This window comes from Acidovorax sp. SRB_24, from assembly GCF_012931925.1.
The window spans coordinates 1-16,378 of record NZ_MWOM01000058.1; the positions used below are offsets into that span (position 1 = coordinate 1).

The 16,378-nt window shown below is 72.9% G+C and carries 13 protein-coding genes and 1 pseudogene; 5 read left to right on the top strand and 9 right to left on the bottom strand.

All coding sequences use genetic code 11. The features are described from left to right. Window positions 1-44 precede the first annotated feature (44 nt). The 5 genes from B2J89_RS16535 to B2J89_RS16555 all read right to left on the bottom strand — a co-directional run bounded on the left by B2J89_RS16535 (window position 45) and on the right by B2J89_RS16555 (window position 3,688). Window positions 45-638 carry a UbiX family flavin prenyltransferase gene (locus B2J89_RS16535; RefSeq protein ID WP_169170122.1) on the bottom strand — a complete coding sequence of 198 codons (594 nt, stop codon included), beginning with the start codon at window positions 636-638 and terminating at the stop codon, window positions 45-47. Then, window positions 635-1,060 carry a putative zinc-binding protein gene (locus B2J89_RS16540; RefSeq protein ID WP_169170123.1) on the bottom strand — a complete coding sequence of 142 codons (426 nt, stop codon included), beginning with the start codon at window positions 1,058-1,060 and terminating at the stop codon, window positions 635-637. The genes B2J89_RS16535 and B2J89_RS16540 overlap by 4 nt, the downstream gene beginning before the upstream one ends. Continuing rightward, window positions 1,057-1,566, bottom strand: a complete 510-nt coding sequence (locus tag B2J89_RS16545) for an SCP2 domain-containing protein (protein WP_173025604.1) — start codon at window positions 1,564-1,566, stop codon at window positions 1,057-1,059. Before B2J89_RS16545 ends, B2J89_RS16540 begins: the two co-directional genes overlap by 4 nt. A 140-nt stretch (window positions 1,567-1,706) precedes the next feature. Further along, the gene (locus tag B2J89_RS16550; protein ID WP_205763863.1) at window positions 1,707-2,615 is read right to left on the bottom strand and encodes a U32 family peptidase; all 909 of its coding nucleotides are present in this window, start codon (window positions 2,613-2,615) and stop codon (window positions 1,707-1,709) included. A gap of 14 nt (window positions 2,616-2,629) precedes the next feature. Then, window positions 2,630-3,688, bottom strand: coding sequence for a peptidase U32 family protein (locus tag B2J89_RS16555; RefSeq protein WP_169170125.1), 1,059 nt, complete (start codon window positions 3,686-3,688; stop codon window positions 2,630-2,632). A 243-nt stretch (window positions 3,689-3,931) separates the two neighbouring features. Here B2J89_RS16555 and B2J89_RS16560 point away from each other — a divergent pair, with 243 nt between their 5' ends. Then, window positions 3,932-4,417, top strand: a complete 486-nt coding sequence (locus B2J89_RS16560) for a YidB family protein (protein WP_169170126.1) — start codon at window positions 3,932-3,934, stop codon at window positions 4,415-4,417. Window positions 4,418-4,477: 60 nt separating this feature from the next. On the opposite strand, the gene B2J89_RS16565 is transcribed toward B2J89_RS16560, so the two are convergent. From B2J89_RS16565 to B2J89_RS16580, 4 genes are all read right to left on the bottom strand, one after another. Further along, the gene (locus B2J89_RS16565; protein ID WP_169170127.1) at window positions 4,478-5,335 is read right to left on the bottom strand and encodes an alpha/beta hydrolase; all 858 of its coding nucleotides are present in this window, start codon (window positions 5,333-5,335) and stop codon (window positions 4,478-4,480) included. A 57-nt stretch (window positions 5,336-5,392) separates the two neighbouring features. Next, on the bottom strand, window positions 5,393-6,862 hold the full coding sequence (locus tag B2J89_RS16570) for a M20 family metallopeptidase (protein WP_169170128.1): 1,470 nt from the start codon (window positions 6,860-6,862) through the stop codon (window positions 5,393-5,395). 73 nt (window positions 6,863-6,935) lie between these two features. Further along, a complete protein-coding gene (locus B2J89_RS16575; protein WP_169170129.1) occupies window positions 6,936-8,144 on the bottom strand; it encodes a diguanylate cyclase in 1,209 nt (402 codons plus the stop codon). Between the two features lie 71 nt (window positions 8,145-8,215). Then, window positions 8,216-10,216, bottom strand: a complete 2,001-nt coding sequence (locus B2J89_RS16580; RefSeq protein WP_169170130.1) for a methyl-accepting chemotaxis protein — start codon at window positions 10,214-10,216, stop codon at window positions 8,216-8,218. A gap of 354 nt (window positions 10,217-10,570) precedes the next feature. Here B2J89_RS16580 and B2J89_RS16585 point away from each other — a divergent pair, with 354 nt between their 5' ends. The 4 genes and pseudogenes from B2J89_RS16585 to B2J89_RS22805 form a co-directional block, all read left to right on the top strand. Further along, window positions 10,571-11,143: a DUF2760 domain-containing protein gene (locus B2J89_RS16585; protein ID WP_169170131.1), complete on the top strand. Its 573-nt coding sequence runs from the start codon at window positions 10,571-10,573 to the stop codon at window positions 11,141-11,143. Beyond that, entirely contained in the window at window positions 11,140-13,020 is a 1,881-nt protein-coding gene (locus B2J89_RS16590; protein ID WP_169170132.1) for an Hsp70 family protein, read from the top strand. The genes B2J89_RS16585 and B2J89_RS16590 overlap by 4 nt, the downstream gene beginning before the upstream one ends. Next, window positions 12,962-15,973 (top strand): Hsp70 family protein, encoded by a 3,012-nt coding sequence (locus B2J89_RS16595; protein ID WP_169170133.1) that lies wholly within the window; start codon window positions 12,962-12,964, stop codon window positions 15,971-15,973. Before B2J89_RS16590 ends, B2J89_RS16595 begins: the two co-directional genes overlap by 59 nt. A gap of 98 nt (window positions 15,974-16,071) precedes the next feature. Next, window positions 16,072-16,378, top strand: a pseudogene (locus B2J89_RS22805) (hypothetical protein); the annotation flags it as partial.

Consider the following 16,378-nt stretch of genomic DNA (forward strand, 5'->3'; position numbering starts at 1 on the left):
CTCAGCAAAAGGCACAGAGCAAAAAACACAGCCAATCACAGCCGTCATTCCGGCAACGCCAACCCCTCCCAACGCGGCGCCAACGCGTGCGGCACATCGAGCAAATCGAGCGCGCGCGCCACGCTGTAGTCCACGATGTCGCCCACGCTCGTCGGGCGCAGATAGAACGCCGGCAGCGGCGGGCAAACGATGGCGCCCATCTCGGTCACGGCCACCATGTTGCGCAGGTGCGCCAAGTGCAGCGGCGACTCGCGCACCAGCAGGACCAGGCGGCGGCGCTCCTTGAGCACCACGTCGGCGGCGCGCGTCAGCAGGTTGTCCGACAGGCCGTGCGCCACCGCGGCGAGCGTGCGCATCGAGCACGGCGCGATCACCATGCCGGCGCACTGGAACGAGCCGCTGGCAATGGCGGCGCCGACGTTGCGCACGTCGTGCACCTCGTGCGCCAGGGCCTCGACGGCGGCGCGGTCCATGTCGAGCTCGTGCTGCAGGTTGCGCCAGCCGGCGTCGGAGACCACCAGGTGCGATTCGATGCCGGGCAATTCCTGCAGCACCTGCAGCAGGCGCGCGCCATAGACGGCGCCGCTGGCGCCCGAGATGGCGACGACGATGCGGCGCGGCGCGGGGGCGGCGCTCATGGCCGGGCTCCTGCGCCTGCAGCGGAGACAGCGACAGCGGACGCCGGCACCAGCGGCTGCGCGCGCAGGTCCTGCACCACACGGTCGAGCACCTGCTGCGCCTGCTCGGGGTCGAAGTCCTCGTGCTGGCGCTTTCGGACGCCATACTGCTGCAGCTGGTAGTGGCGCGCGGGCACGATGCCGTGGCGCGCCAAGCTGCTGTGGACGCAGACCAGCGCGCAGCCGTCGAGCGCGAGGATGGGCCGGCCCGAGCGCGCGGTCTTGACGAGGCTGGCGACGTCGCCGCCGACGCCGGCGATGCACGACATCTCGGCCACGCCGCTGCGGTCCAGGCGCACGGCGACGTGGTTGGCCAGCTGCGCGGCGCTCGAGCAGCCCGAGCAGGCATAGACCAGCGGGCGCGCAGCGGCGGCCGCGCTCATGGCCGCGCTCCGGGGCGCAGCAGCGCCAGGCGCGCGAGCAGCTGGCGCGGCGCCCACTGCTGCAGGTCGAGCACGGGCAGCTCCAGCGCGTCGAGCGTGTTCTTGACGACCAGGCCCAGCTCGGTGTCGCCCTCCATCGCCAGGCGGCGGCTGAAGAACAGCGTGTCGGGGTCTTCCTGGCGCTGCGCGAGGCGCAGGAAGTCGTGGGCGCTCGCGCTGATGCACAGGTCGGTGTCGGCGTGGCGCGCGCGCGGGGCAAAGGCGCCGCCGGTCCAGGTGAAGTCGAGCGTGACGCGCGCGTCGCGCACCTGGATGCGCAGGCGCTTGTGCAGCAGCCGCGCCGCCACGTCGCCGGGCAGCTGGCGCGCCACGCCGACGTTGAGCGCCGTCGTCAGCAGCAGCGCCGCGGGGTACGCCGGCAGGCGCGCGAGCACGGCCGCCACGGGCGCGGGCACGGTGGTCGGGAACGGCGGGGGCGAGGCCACGGGGGAGGAAGACGGGTGCATGGAAGCCTTTCAGGCGGTGGAGGCCGGCGCGCGGCAGGGTGGTGCGGCGCGCCGGCAACTCCTTCTTTGATAGCTGTCAGCGCTTGCTGTGCATGCGCCGCAGGCCGATTTAGCTTGAGATTGCGCGCAGGCCATGGGGCTCAGGCCGGCACGCCGGCGCCGGGCGCGACCTGGTCGAGCCCCGGCTGGCCGTGCCAATAGCCGTTGCAGCCCTGCCCGGGCAGGAGCGGCTGCAGGCGCGCGTGCGCATCAAACGGCGCCAGCGTGCCGCAGCGCACGGCGTCGAACAGCGCGATCACCTCGGCCATGTGCTCGGCCTGCGGGCTCAGGCGCACCAGGTCCACGCCCAGCGCCTGCAGCTCGGGCAGCGCATCGATCAGGTTGTAGACGCGCGCCGACTGCGTCTGCGTGCCGTTGAGCACGAGGAAATGCGCGCTCTCGCGCGTTTGCAGCAGCAGGCCGTCGGGGTGGTCGAGGCAGCTGAAGCGGCAGTCGTCCTTGGGCAGGTTGCGGTGGCGCGCCGTGAAGCAGCGCGCCGAATACGCGAGCGGCATGCGGCCATAGGCAAACACCTCGGTCTGCAGGCCGGCCGGGCGGCCCTGCTGCAGCACGGCCAGGTCGGTGCGCCGCATCTCCAGCGGCATGACCCAGCGGCGCGCGCCCAGGCCCGCCATCCACGCGAGCGACGGCAGGTTGTAGAGGTTGAGCTGCGGCCCGGCGACGAAGGGCTGCCGGCCAGCCAGGCGCTGCACCGCCCCCATGTCGTTGGCCTCGACCAGGTAATCGGGGTTGGCGGCGATCTTGTGCATGGTGCCGACCTCGGCGCCCGATTCGAGCAGCACCTGGGTCGAGAGCACGACCTGCTTGCCGGCAGCGCGCAGGCGCGCGGCAATGTCGAGCCAGTCGGGCAGGCGCAGCTCGTGGCGGCGCGAGCACACGGTTTCGCCGAGGTAGACAGTGTCGATGGCGGTGTGCGCGATGGCCTCGTAAAAGGCCAGCACGGTGTGGCGCGGCCAGTAGTAGAGCAGCGGGCCGAGCGAGAGTTGCAGGGAGGGGTTCATCGTCATTTCCAGGGGCGGTGGTAGGCGCCCAGCGTGTGCTGCTGGCCTTCGGCGACCTGGTCGAGGCTAGCCATCCAGGCGGGCTTGGGCGCGTAGCGGTGCGGGTTGGCGCTGCACTGGTCGATGGCCTCGCGCAAGACCTTGGTGACCTGCGCCACATAGGCGGGGCTGCGCTGGCGGCCCTCGACCTTGAGGGCGCGCACGCCCATCTTCATGAGCTGGGGCAGCAGTTCGAGCGTGTTGAGGCTGGTGGGCTCTTCGATGGCGTAGTAGTTCTGGTCGTCGCCCACGTCAAAGCGGCCCTTGCACAGCGTCGGGTAGCCGGCGTTCTCGCCGGGCGCATAGCGGTCGATCAGCACGCCGTTCAGGCGCGACTCGCGGCCCTGCGGAGTCTCGACCCAGCGCACGGCCTTGGGCGGCGAGCACACGCCGTGCGTGTTGGGCGACTCGCCCGTCACATAGGACGACAGCGCGCAGCGCCCCTCGACCATGACGCACAGGCTGCCGAAGCCGAACACCTCGATCTCGACCGGCGTGCGCTCGATGACCTGGCGCACCTGCTCGAGCGAGAGCACGCGCGGCAGCACCGCGCGCACGATGCCGAACTGCTCGCGGTAGAAGTTGATCGCGTCGTAGTTGGTGGCCGAGCCCTGCACCGACAGGTGCAGGCGCAGGCGCGGGTGCTTGTGCGCGGCGTACTGCATCAGCCCCGGGTCGGCCAGGATCACGGCGTCGACGCCCAGCTGCGCAGCCTGGTCGAGCGCACTGCGCCACAGGCCGGGGTTGCCGGCCTGCGGGTAGGTGTTGAGCGCCATGAAGACCTTGGCGCCTTTGGCGTGGGCATAGGCGATGCCGTTGGCAATCGCCGCTTCGTCGAAGTTCAGGCCCGCGAAGTTGCGCGCGTTGGTGGCGTCGCGCAGGCCCAGGTAGACGCAGTCGGCGCCGTGGTCGACCGCGGCCTTGAGCGCGGGCAGGCTGCCGGCCGGGCAGACGAGTTCAAGCGGTGCCGGAGCGGGCCCGGGTGGCGCGGCGGCAGCGGGGAGCGTGGTGGGGTCTTGCATGCGCTGGAAGGGACGTCAAAAAGGCGGGCGCCGGGGGGCGCCACCGCACACCCGGCACGATACGCAGCCTGGCGCGGCACGCCCTGATCCTTGTCAAGCCGCGCCCAGATACCCGAGGCCGGCACTCGGACATGCCAGGCACCCGGTCCCGCCCGGCCCCTCCCGCGCCGCAGAGACAAACGCACACACGCTCGGCGGCCGCTTGCCGCACACTGGTCTCTCCCCCTCTTTTTGGAGAACAGCATGGGCTTACTTGATTCTGTTTTGGGTGCGGTGTCGAACCCGTCTCCCCCGGAAGACCGCCCGGGCGGCGGCGCCGGACTCGGTGCCTTGGGGGGACTCGGCGGCTTGATCGGACTCGCGACCAGCCACCCGCAGCTGCTGCAGGCCGTGGCCGGCCTGCTCGGCAACGACGGCGAGCACGGCGGCCTGGGCGGGCTGATGTCCAAGTTCCAGCAGGCCGGCCTGGGCGACGTGGCCCACTCGTGGGTGGGCACGGGCGCCAACCAGCCCGTGTCGGGCGAGCAGCTCACCGAGGTGCTGGGCAGCGACACGCTGTCGCAGCTGGGCGCCAAGCTCGGCGTGGGCCAGGGCGAGGCGGCCACCCAGTTGTCGCAGGTCCTGCCCGGCCTGATCGACCACCTGACGCCCAACGGCCAGGCCCCCGCCGAGGGCCTGGGCAACGCCGGCGACCTGCTGGGCAGGCTCGGCAGTTTGCTTCGAAAATAAGAGCTGCCAGCGCTTGACAGGTAAGCGTTTGAGGCTGTTTTGGCCCAAAACCCTGGACCGTCAGGCGGCGTGCGCGTCCAGCCACTGGCGCAGGCGGTCGAACACCGGCGCGGCGCGCTCGGGCGTTTCGTTGAACAGCTCGTGGTACAGCGCCGCAAAGCACTGCGAGCGCACTGCCGCCGGCGGCGCCGCGGCGGCAAACGCGGCGCTGCCGGCCGGGTTCACGAGCCGGTCGGCGCCGGCCCACAGCAGCAGCGTGGGCACGCGCCAGTGCGCGGCCTGCGCGACCGTCGCGGGGCCGCCCTCGGCAATGAAGCGCGCCAGGCGCGCGCTGATGCGGTCGTGGCACAGCCGGTCGGCCCGGTAGGCCGCGACCACGGCCGGATCGTGCGACAGGTACTGCGCGTCGAGCCCGTTGCCCAAGCGCAGGTTGGGGGCGATGCGCGGCAATGCCGCCAGCAGCAGCTTTTGCCCCGCATTCAGGCCGGCGTCGAACGCGGGCGACGACAGCACCAGCGCATCGACCGCGCGCAGCTTCAACGCCACGAGCCGCGCCGCCACCAGCCCACCCATGCTGTGGCCCAGCAGCACCAGCGGCGCGCCTAGCGCCATGCGGCTGCGCGTGGCGTCGATCAGGTCGGCCAGGTCGTGCACGAGGCGCAGGTCGGACGGGAGGCCGCCGCGCGGCCCGCCCGAGCGGCCGTGGCCGTACTGGTCGTAGCCGCGCACCGCAAAGCCCCAGGCGTTGAGGCGCTGCGCCACGCCGACGTAGCGGCCCGCGTGCTCGCCCAGGCCGTGCACCAGCAGCACGGTGCCGCGCGGCGCCGCGCCTTCGGTCAGGCGCCAGTCGTACACGGCAAGCCTTTCGCCATCGCGGGCCGTGACGGTGCTCAGGGTCGTGTCGGGGGTGTCAAACATGGCGGGGGCCTTTGGCGGTGCGGCAGCAGCGCCCGGGCACAGGCCCGTGCGCCAAGCTCAGGCGGCCGCTGGCAGGCTGGCGATCACCTCGGCCACGGCGGCGGTGAGCTTCTTGGCATAGGGCACGTGCAGAAATTCGTTCGGGCCGTGCGCGTTGCTCTTGGGGCCGAGCACGCCGCAGACCATCATCTGCGCATCCGGGAAGCCCTGGCTCAGCATGCCCATGAGCGGAATCGTGCCGCCCTGGCCGATGGTGCCGCAGGGCGCGCCAAAGTGCGCCTGGCTGGCCGCGTCGAGCGCGCTCTGGAACCACGGCGCCGTGATCGGGGCGTTCCAGCCGTTGGCGCTGCTGGCGCCCTCCCAGGTGACCTTGGCCTGGTAGGGCGCGTTGTCTTCGAGCAGCGCCTTCATCTCCTGCACGCAGGCCGCCGCGTCCACCAGCGGCGGCAGGCGCAGCGACAGCTTGAACGCGGTGTAGGGGCGCAGCACGTTGCCGGCGTCCTGCAGCGCCGGAAAGCCCTCGGCGCCGGTCACGCTGAGCGTGGGCCGCCAGGTGCGGTTGAGCAGGGCCTGCACCGGGTCGGTGGTTGTCGGCAGCGCAAAGGTGGTGGAGCCGCCGCAGTCGTAGTGCGCCCACGGAAAGCGCTTGGTGATTTCGTCGCCCAGGATGGCCGCCGTGGCGCGCGCCTGCGCCAGCCGCTCGGCCGGCACCTCGCAGTGGAAGCTGGCCGGCAGCAGGCGGCCGGTGGCGCTGTCCTCGAGCCGGTCGAGCACCTGGCGCATGATGCGGAACGACGAGGGCACCAGGCCCGAGGCATCGCCCGAGTGCACGCCTTCGGTGAGGATCTCGACCTTGAGCGTGCCGGCCGCCATGCCGCGCAGGCTGGTGGTGAGCCACAGCTGGTCGTAGTTGCCGGCGCCGCTGTCGAGGCAGATCACCAGCGCCACGTCGCCCAGGCGGCCCTTCAAGGCGTCGATATAGGGCAGCAGGTCGCGCGAGCCGCTTTCTTCGCTGGTCTCGATCAGGCCGACGATGCGCGGGTGCGGCACGCCCTGGCGCTTCAACTCCTGGACGGCGGCGATGCTGGCGTAGACCGCATAGCCGTCGTCGGCGCCACCGCGGCCGTAGAGCTTGCCGTCTTCGTATTTCGGCGTCCAGGGCCCCAGGTCGCTGCGCCAGCCCGAGAACTCGGGCTGCTTGTCGAGGTGGCCGTACATCAGCACGCTCTGGCTGGACTGCGGCTGCGTCGCCGCGACCTCGAAGAACAGCACCGGCGTGCGCCCCGGCAGGCGCACCACTTCGAAGGTCAAACCGGCCACCTTCTGCGACCCGACCCAGGCGGCGGCGTTGCGCACCACGGCATCGAGCAGGCCCTGCTGCTCCCAGTCGGGCGCGAACATCGGCGACTTGGCGGGAATGCGGATGTAGTCGGTCAGCTGCGGCACGATGCTCTCGTCCCAGACCCGGCTGACGTGGTCCAAGGCTTGTGCGGGCTCCAGGGCGGTGGGGGGGACGCGGGCGTTCATGGCGAGGCTCCTCGGGCGGTCAAAACGCTTATTCGACCACAAGGCGCGGCGGGGTGCCTTGCCCCGCGCCGCTTCACAGCAACGACGGAAAGGTCGTGGGACAGTCGGCCGCATCCGCGCGGCGCACCACGCGCTCGACCCCCGGCGCCAGCCCGACCCGGTTGCGCCCGCCCTGCTTGGCGCGGTAGAGGGCGCTGTCGGCCGCGTGCACCAGCAGGTCCCAGTGGTCCGACGCCGCAAGGCGCCCCCCCACCACGCCGATGCTCACCGTGACCGGTATCGGCACGCCGTCCCACTGGCACGGCGCGGCCTGCACCGCCTCGCACAGCTGCAGCGCCAGGTCGTGTGCGCCTTCCTGCGTGGTGTCGGGCAGCACCACCAGGAACTCTTCGCCGCCGTAGCGCCCGATGATGTCCTGCGCGCGCACGCGCTGGCGCAGCACGCCGGCCACCGTGCGCAGCACCGCGTCGCCTGCCAGGTGGCCGTGGCGGTCGTTGACCTGCTTGAAGTGGTCGACGTCGAGCATCATCAGCGCCATCGGCTCGCGCGTGCGCTGGGCGCGTGCGACGTCGCGGTCGAGCGCCGCGATGATGGCGCGGCGGTTGGCCACACCGGTCAGCTCGTCCTGCGCGGCCAGGCGGCGGTTGATGCCGTCGGCGCGGTCCTTGCCCATGAACACGAAGCCCATGGAGGTGACCAGCAGCGCGATGAAGGCCGTCATGAAGGTCAGCGTGTGCACCGCATGGCTCTGCAAGAGCGTGGCGCCCTCACCGGCAAAAGCGGCGGCCCAGGCGCTGCGCAGCAGCAGCACGGCCGCCTCCAGCGCCAGACCCGCCCGTAGCAGCCGGGCCCCCCGGCCGGCCGTGCCCGGGGCTTGCAGGGCGTGCAGCACCCACAGCACCTGGGCCGCCATCAACGCCGCCGACACGGCCACGCGCAGCGCAAAGCTGTCCTGGAACAGGGCCATCAACAGCGCGGTGGCCACGGGCGGGACCACCAGCACCGCCCCCCGCTGCGGCCGGTCCTGGAAGCGGTGCACCGCCGCCAGCAGACCCGACAAGGTGGCCGACAGCAGTGCGTTGGCCAGCACCACCGACCAGGCATCCGGAATGCGCCCGCGCAGCAGGTACAGCGCATAGCCCACGGCGCTCACGAGCAGCGCCGCCGCCCAGAGCTGCAACCCGTCCTGGCGCCGGCCCCAGCCCAGCACCAGCAGCGCCGCGGCCATGACGACCGAAGACACGATCACCATCAGCAGCAGGGTGGGAACATCGGCGGTCATGGCGGGGCGGTGAAACGGGGGGCGCCAGGATAAACGATGCGCGTGCCCCGCCGCCGCCCGCGCCGGGGCGGTCAGTGCGGAGCCTGCAGCGCCGCCAGCGGCTTGCCCGCCGCGCGGGCCGGCGCGTGCGCCAGAGCAGGCTGCCCCTGCGGCAGTCGGAACACCTGCACCGCGCTGGCCAGGCGCTGCGCCTGCTCGCTCAGGCTCTGGCCTGCGGCCGCGCTCTGCTCGACCAGCGCGGCATTCTGCTGCGTCATCTGGTCGAGCTGGTTGACGGCCGTGTTGACCTGGCCGATGCCGCCGGCCTGCTCGGCCGCCGCCGCGGTGATCTCACCGATGATCTGGCCCACGCGCTGCACCGAACCGACGATCTCGTCCATCGTGGTGCCGGCGTTTTTCACGAGGCGCGCGCCCGACTCGGCCTTCTCGACCGAGTCGCCGATGAGCTGGCGGATCTCGCGCGCGGCATCGGCCGAGCGGCCCGCCAGGCTGCGCACCTCGCTGGCGACGACCGCAAAGCCGCGGCCCTGCTCGCCCGCGCGCGCCGCCTCGACGGCGGCGTTGAGCGCGAGGATGTTGGTCTGGAACGCGATCGAATCGATCACGCCGATGATGTCGGCGATCTTGCGCGAGCTGTGGTGGATGTCGCCCATGGTGCTGACCACCTGGCCCACGGCCAGGCCGCCGCGTGCGGCCACCTCGGCGGCGGAGCCGGCCAGCGCGTTGGCCTGGCGCGCCGCGTCGGCCGACTGGCGCACGGTGGCGGTGAGCTGCTCCATGCTTTGCGCGGTCTGCTGCAGGCTGCTGGCGGTCTGTTCGGTGCGGCTGGACAGGTCCTGGTTGCCGGTGGCGATCTCGGCGCTGGCGGTGGTGATGCTGTCCACCGCGGTGCGCACCTGCTGCAGCATGTGCACGTAGCGCTGGCGCAGGCCTTCGACCTCCTGCACCAGCGCGCCGATCTCGTCGCGCCGCGTGGTGCGGAAGGCCTCGGTCAGGTCGCCCTGCGCCACCTGGGTGATGGCCTGGGTGAGCTCGCGCAGCGGCTGGCTCACGCCGCGGCGCAGCACCACGAACAGGCCGACGGCCAGCAGCGCCACGGCCAGCGCCATCATGGCCCACACCGCCCGCGTGATCTGGTGCTGGCTGGCCATGGCTTCGCCGTCGGGCACCTCGGCCACCACCCACCAGCCGCTTGCCGTCTTGCGCAGCAGCGCCCACGGCTGGGCCGCGTCGGCGCTGCGCACGCTCGCGGCTGCGCGCACAAAGCCGTCGTCGGCGCCGGCCAGCGCTTCAAAAAACGGCCGCGCCGCGGCAGACACCTCGAGCACCTTCTGGCCGCGCGCCGTGGGGTGGGCCACGAACACGGCCTGGCCCAGCGACCCGCGCGGGTCGATCACGTAGACGCCACCGTGCTCGAAGAATCGCGTCTGAGCCACCTGTTTCTCGAACATCGCCTCGAACACGCTGATGTCGTTGCCGATGAACAGCAGGGCCACCGGCTGGCCCTGCGGGCTCTTGACGGGCAGGTAGTAGCCCATGTAGGGCTTGCCGCCCACCACGGTGCGGCCGACGTAGGCCTCACCGGCCCGCACGCGCGCATAGGCCGGATCGGTGCGCTCCAGCGCCGTGCCCAGCTGGCGCTCGCCCTGCGCGTTCTTGACCGAGGTGGTGATGCCGATGAAGTCCTCGCCCTGCCTGGCGAACACCGTGGCGATGCCGCCGGTCTCGGTGGCGAATTTGTCGACCGGGCCATAGTCCTCGTTGACCAGCGCGCCGAAGCTGCGCAGCTCGCCCGTGGCCTCGTCGAGCTCCATGGTGGGCTCGAAATAGCGCTGGAAGCCTTTCATGGTGCGCTGCACCAGTTCGCGGTTGGTCGCATCGGCCGCGTCCAGCGACTGCGCGACGCTCTGCGCGGTGTCGCCGACGCTGCGCACGACCTGGGCGCGCGTGCTGCGCTCGGTCAGCACCGCCATCGCCAGCCCGACCAGCAGCAGCACCAGCGCCACCAGGGCCATGGCCAGGAACGTCACGCGGCGTGCCACAGAACGGTTGATCGCGGGGGACACTGCCATTGGAAGCTTCTCCAAAAAAGACACGGCCTGGCCGCATGCCAAGCACGAAGCCACTCTAGGGCACAGCTTCGTTACACTTGCTCACGTATTCCCTTACGCAGTGCTGCGTAGGCGCCCGGGGCAGCGCCGCGGCCCGCGCGGGGCCGGCGCACTGGGGCGGCACAAAAAAGCATGAAATCGGCCTCAAACGCTGATGGGTAAATCGCATGCAGCTATTGATTGAATAGCATCAAATGCCCTGGTCCACCGTGCAAGAGGCGGTTTCGGTACCATGGCATCCTCGCCGGCCCGGCCCCGCGCCCGTGCACGCGCCACCGCCCCGGCCTTCCCGATTCCCCACACCGTTGGCATCCCATGACCCCAGCCCACCCCTCCTTGCTGAGCCGCATCGCGCTCGCTGTGAGCAGTTTTTTCTCCATCTTGGCGCGGCCCGAGTTCGCCGCCGAGGTGGCGCGTTTGCGCGCCGGCGGCCCGCCGGCCCAGCCGCCCGCGGCGCCCGCGCCAGTGGCGGCGCCCTCCCCGGCGCCCCAGCCCGCCGTGCAGGCGGCCCCCGACACCGCCGCGCTGCAGCTGCTCGGCCTGCTGCAGCGCGAGGCGCGCTTCGTCGACTTCGTCGAGGAAGACATTGCCGCCTACAGCGACGCCGACATCGGCGCGGCCGGGCGCGTGGTGCACGAGGGCTGCCGCAAGGTGCTGCGCGAGCACTTCCAGATCGCGCCGGTGCGCAGCGAAGTCGAGGGCAGCCGCATCACGCTGCCCGCCGGCTTTGATGCTGCCGCCGTGCGCCTGACCGGCAACGTCGTCGGCCAGGCGCCGTTCACCGGCACGCTGGGCCACCGCGGCTGGCGCGTGACGGGCAGCCAGCTGCCGCAGCTGGCCCCGGGCCACGACGCCGCCGTCGTCGCCCAGGCCGAGGTGGAGCTGTGAGCGCCGCGCGCTACACGCTGGGCATCGACCTGGGCACCACGCACTGCGCGCTGTCGTGGGTCGACACAGAGGCCAGCGACGGCGAAAACGTGGTGCAGGGCGTGCTGCAGCTGCCCCAGCTCACGGGCCCCGGCGCGGTGCAGGACAAGGCGCTGCTGCCGTCGTTCATCTACCTGCCGCACGCGAGCGAACTCGCGCCGGGCGACCTGGCGCTGCCCTGGGCGCCGGCGCAGGACTTTGCCGTCGGCGAGTTTGCGCGCGCGCGCGGCGCGGCCACGCCGATCCGGCTGGTCGCCAGCGCCAAGAGCTGGCTGTGCCACCCGGGCGTGGACCGGCGCGGCGCCATCCTGCCCGCCGAGGCGCCGCCCGAAGTGGCGCGCATCTCGCCACTCGAAGCCTCGGTACGCTACCTCGCACACCTGCGCGCCGCCTGGAACGCGCAGCACCCCGAGGCCCCGTTCGACGCGCAGGACGTCACGGTCACGATTCCGGCTTCGTTCGACCCGGCCGCACGCGAGCTCACGGCCGAGGCCGCGCAGGCCGCCGGCTTTGGCCCGCTGACGCTGCTGGAAGAACCCCAGGCGGCGCTCTACAGCTGGATCCAGCGCAGCAGCGGCCAGTGGCGCAAGGACGTGCAGCGCGGCGACGTGATCCTGGTGGTCGACGTGGGCGGCGGCACCACCGATCTGTCGCTGATCGCCGTGTTGGAGCGCGATGGCAACCTGGCGCTGCAGCGCATTGCCGTGGGCGACCACATCCTGCTCGGCGGCGACAACATGGACCTGGCGCTGGCCTATGGCGTGGCACGCAAGCTCGCCGCGCAGGGCACGCAGCTCGACCCCTGGCAGACGCGCGCGCTGGCCCATGCCTGCCGCGGCGCCAAGGAAACCCTGCTGGCCGACGCCGCGCTCGCCGCCGTGCCGGTGGTCGTGCCCAGCCGCGGCGCCAAGCTGATCGGCGCCAGCATCCGCACCGAGGTCACGCGCGAAGAACTCACGCAGACGCTGCTGGAGGGCTTCTTTCCGCCCGCCGCCGTGTCCGACCAGCCGCACAGCCGTGCGCGCGGCGCGCTCACGCAGCTGGGCCTGCCGTATGCGCAGGACGCCGCCGTCACGCGCCACCTCGCGGCCTTCCTGTCGCGCCAGCGCGGCGCCACGGCCGAGATCGCAGGCTTTGGCGGCGCCGCCGACGCGGGCGCGGACGGCGCCAGCTTCCTGCACCCCACGGCCGTGCTGTTCAACGGCGGCGTGCTCAAGTCGGCGCTGATCGCCGAGCGGCTGCTCGGCGTGCTCAACGGCTGGCTCGCGGCCGAGGGCGCAGCGCCCGCGCGGCTGCTCGGCGGCGCCGACCTGGACCTGGCGGTGGCGCGCGGCGCGGCCTATTACGGCTACGTGCGCCGCGGCAGCGGCGTGCGCATCCGCGGTGGCACGGCGCAGGCCTATTACGTGGCCGTCGAATCGTCGATGCCCGCGATTCCGGGCTTGGCGCCGCCGATCCAGGCGCTGTGCCTGGCGCCGTTCGGCATGGAGGAAGGCACGGACGCGGGCCTGCCCGCGCAGGAGTTCGGCCTGGTCGTCGGCGAGCCGGTGCGGCTGCGCTTCTTCGGCTCGTCGGTGCGCCGCCAGGACCAGGTCGGCACGCTGCTTGACTTCTGGGGCCCCGACGAGCTGCACGAGCTGCAGGAGATCGAAGCCACGCTGCCCGCGCAGGGCCGCGCCGTCGGCGAGGTCGTGCGCGTGCAGCTGCATGCGCGCATCACCGAGACCGGCACGCTCGAACTCGAAGCCCTGCCCGTGGGCAGCGACGGCGCTTCGGCCGATGAGCGCTGGAAGGTCGAATTCGACGTGCGCGGCGACGCACCTGCCGCCCACCCCTGAGCCCGCTGTGAGCGCGCGCTACACCGTCGGCATCGACCTCGGCACCAGCCACACCGTGGTCGCCTACGCGGCCCACGCGGTGGCCGCCGAAGGGGGCGGGGTGGCCGAGGCGGGCGATGGCGCCATCCACCTGCTGCCGATCGCCCAGCTGGTGGCGCCGGGCGAGGTCGCGGCGCCGGCGCTGCTGCCCTCGGTGCGCTACCACCCGGCGCCCGGTGAGCTGGCCGCGGCCGACCTGCAGCTGCCCTGGCCGGTGGCGCTCGAAGGCGGCGCCGACACACCGCCCGCGGTGATCGGCCGCTACGCGCGCGACCTGGGCAGCCAGGCTCCGGGCCGGCTGGTGGCCAGCGCCAAGAGCTGGCTGTCGCACCCCGGCGTGGACCGCACGGCCGCCATCCTGCCCTGGGGCGCAGCGGACGAGGTGCCGAAGATTTCGCCGCTGCAGGCCAGCGCCAGCTATCTGGCGCATGCACGCGCGGCGTGGAATGCGCGCTTTGTGCACGACCCGCTGGAGCAGCAGGACATCGTGCTCACCGTGCCCGCGTCGTTCGACGAAGGTGCGCGCGCACTCACACTGGAGGCCGCGCGCCTGGCCGGTCTGCCGCGCCTGCGCCTGATCGAAGAGCCCCAGGCCGCGTTCCACGACTGGCTCTACCGCGAGCGCCACCACTGGGCCGCCGCGCTCGCGCAGGCGCGCCTGGTGCTGGTCTGCGACGTGGGCGGCGGCACCACCGACCTGACGCTGATCCGCGTCGAACGCGACGCCAGCGACCCCGCCGCGCCGCCGGTGCTCACGCGCATCGGCGTGGGTGACCACCTGATGCTCGGCGGCGACAACATGGACCTGGCGCTCGCGCACCGCGCCGAGCGCGAACTGGCAGGCGGTGGCGACAGGCTGCCCGCCGCGCGCTTTGCGCAGCTGGTGCAGCGCTGCCGCGCGGCCAAGGAGCTGCTGCTGGCGCCGGACGGCCCCGAGCGCACCAGCGTCACGCTGCTGGGCGCGGGCGCGCGCCTCGTGGGCGGCGGGCGCTCGGCCACGCTGACGCGCGCCGAGGTGCAGCAGCTGGTGGTCGACGGCTTTGTGCCGCAGCAGGCGGCGAGCGAGCGGCCCCGGCGGCGCAGCAGCGGCCTGGTCGAGTTCGGCCTGCCCTACCCGGCCGACCCGGCCATCACGCGCCACCTGGCGGCGTTTCTGGCGCGCCACGCGGCGGCCGCGCGCACAGCGCTGGGCTCCGAGGGCGCTGAAAACGCAGACGCCCTGCCCGTGCCCGACACCCTGCTGCTCAACGGCGGCGTGTTCCGCGCGCCGGCGCTGGCGGATCGGCTCGAGAGCGTGCTCGCGCGGTGGCGCGGCGCACCGGTGCGCGTGCTGCACAACGCCGACCCCGACGTGGCTGTGGCGCGCGGCGCCGTCGCCTATGCGCTGGTGCGCGCTGCGCGCGTGCCCGAGCTGGCGCGCGGCGTCGGCGGCGGCGCCGCACGCAGCTATTTCCTGGTGCTCGACGGGCGTCACGGACAGGGCCGCGCCCTCTGCGTGCTGCCGCGCGGCACCGACACCGGCACCGAGGTGCCGCTGGCCCAGCACCACTTTGCCCTGCGCCTCGGACAGGCGGTGCGCTTTCACCTGGTGGCATCGGCCGACGACAGGCCGTGGCACGCCGGCGACCTGGTGGACCTCGACGCCGCCGCGCCCACCGGCACCGGCACCGGCACCGAGGCCGACGCCGACGCGCCCGCCTTCGTGCGGCTGCCGCCGATTGAAACCGTGCTGCCCGCACCCGAGGGCCGGCGCCGCGCCGACGTCACGGTGCAACTCAGCGCGACCATGACCGAGGTCGGCACACTCGAGATGCACTGCGCCAGCGTGAGCGACCCGGCGCAGCGCTGGCTGCTGGCGTTCCAGCTGCGCAGCGGCGCCGGCGACCCCGGCACATCCGACACCCTGGGTGACACGGGCGCCGGCACCGCCCTCCCCGACGCTGCCCCGCACCAGCGCGTGGCCGAGGCCGTGGCGCTGATCGAGCGCATTTTCGGCACCCCGGCCGACAAGCCCGACGCCCGCGAAGTGCGCCAGCTGCGCAGCGCGCTCGAGCGCCTGCTGGGCGCGCGCGAGACCTGGAGCCTGCCGCTGCTGCGCACCCTGTTCGACGCCCTGTGGGCGCGCGCGCGCCGGCGCCGGCGCAGCGCCGAACACGAGCGCGTGTGGCTCAACCTCGCCGGCTACTGCCTGCGCCCCGGCCTGGGCGCGCCGCTCGACGCCTGGCGCATCGAGCAGGTCTGGGAGCTGTTCGACCAGGGCATCCAGTACACCGCCGAGAGCCGCAACTGGTCGGAGTGGTGGACGCTGTGGCGCCGCGCAGCCGGGGGCCTGGGCGAGGCGCAGCAGCTGCACATCCTCGAAACCCTGGCCGGCCACCTCGAAGACTGCGACGCCGGCAAGCGCGCCAAGGACCCGGTGCAGGGCAGCTACGACGACATGGTGCGCCTGGCCGCGCTGCTCGAACAAGTGCCCGTGGCGCACCGCAGCGACACCGGTCGCTGGGTGCTCGAGCGCCTGCAGCGCCCTGGCGAGAACCCGCAAACCTGGTGGGCCCTGGGCCGCATCGGCGCGCGCGTGCCGCTCTACGGCAGCGCCCACACCGTCGTGCCCGCCGACCTGGCCAGCGAGTGGCTCGCGGCGCTGCTCGCGCTCGACTGGAAGGCGGTCGAGCCCGCGGCCTTCGCCGCCACCCAGATCGCCCGCATGAGCGGCGACCGGGCGCGCGACCTGCCGGCCGCACTGCGCGAAGCGGTCGCGCAGCGCCTGGTCGCCGCGCGCGCGCCGCACAGCTGGGCCACGCTGGTGCGCGAGGCCGTGCAGCTCGACGAGGCCGACCAGCGGCGCAGCTTCGGCGAAGCGCTGCCCCCGGGGTTGACGTGGTTGGGCGGCGGCGCGGCGCCCCCAGCCGCCTGAGGCGCTGCCCGACACCACGGTGCGAAGGCGCCGGCAAGCGCACCAGCGCGAGGGAGCGGCGTGCGTGCGCAAGCAGGGCGGCATGGTCTGCCGCAGGCATGACCCCGATCGAGGCCTCCGCCTACAAGCGCAAAATGCTGCAGTGCAGCATGATGAATGCATCGCCGCTGTCCACCCACCCCATGCCCCGCCGCTCTGCCGCCTCCCGCCTTGCCGCCACGCTCACGCGCGCCACGCAGCGCAACCTGCAGGCGCTGACCCGGGCGACGCTGCGCAATGGCAAAAAAGTGGCCGCCCAGATGCAGCGGGCGGTGGCCCAGCAGCACAAGCCCCCGCCGGGGGCGGGCGACTGGCTCAGCGGCACCGCCGTCGGCCCTGCCGGGGTGCGCCGCTACCACCTTTTCA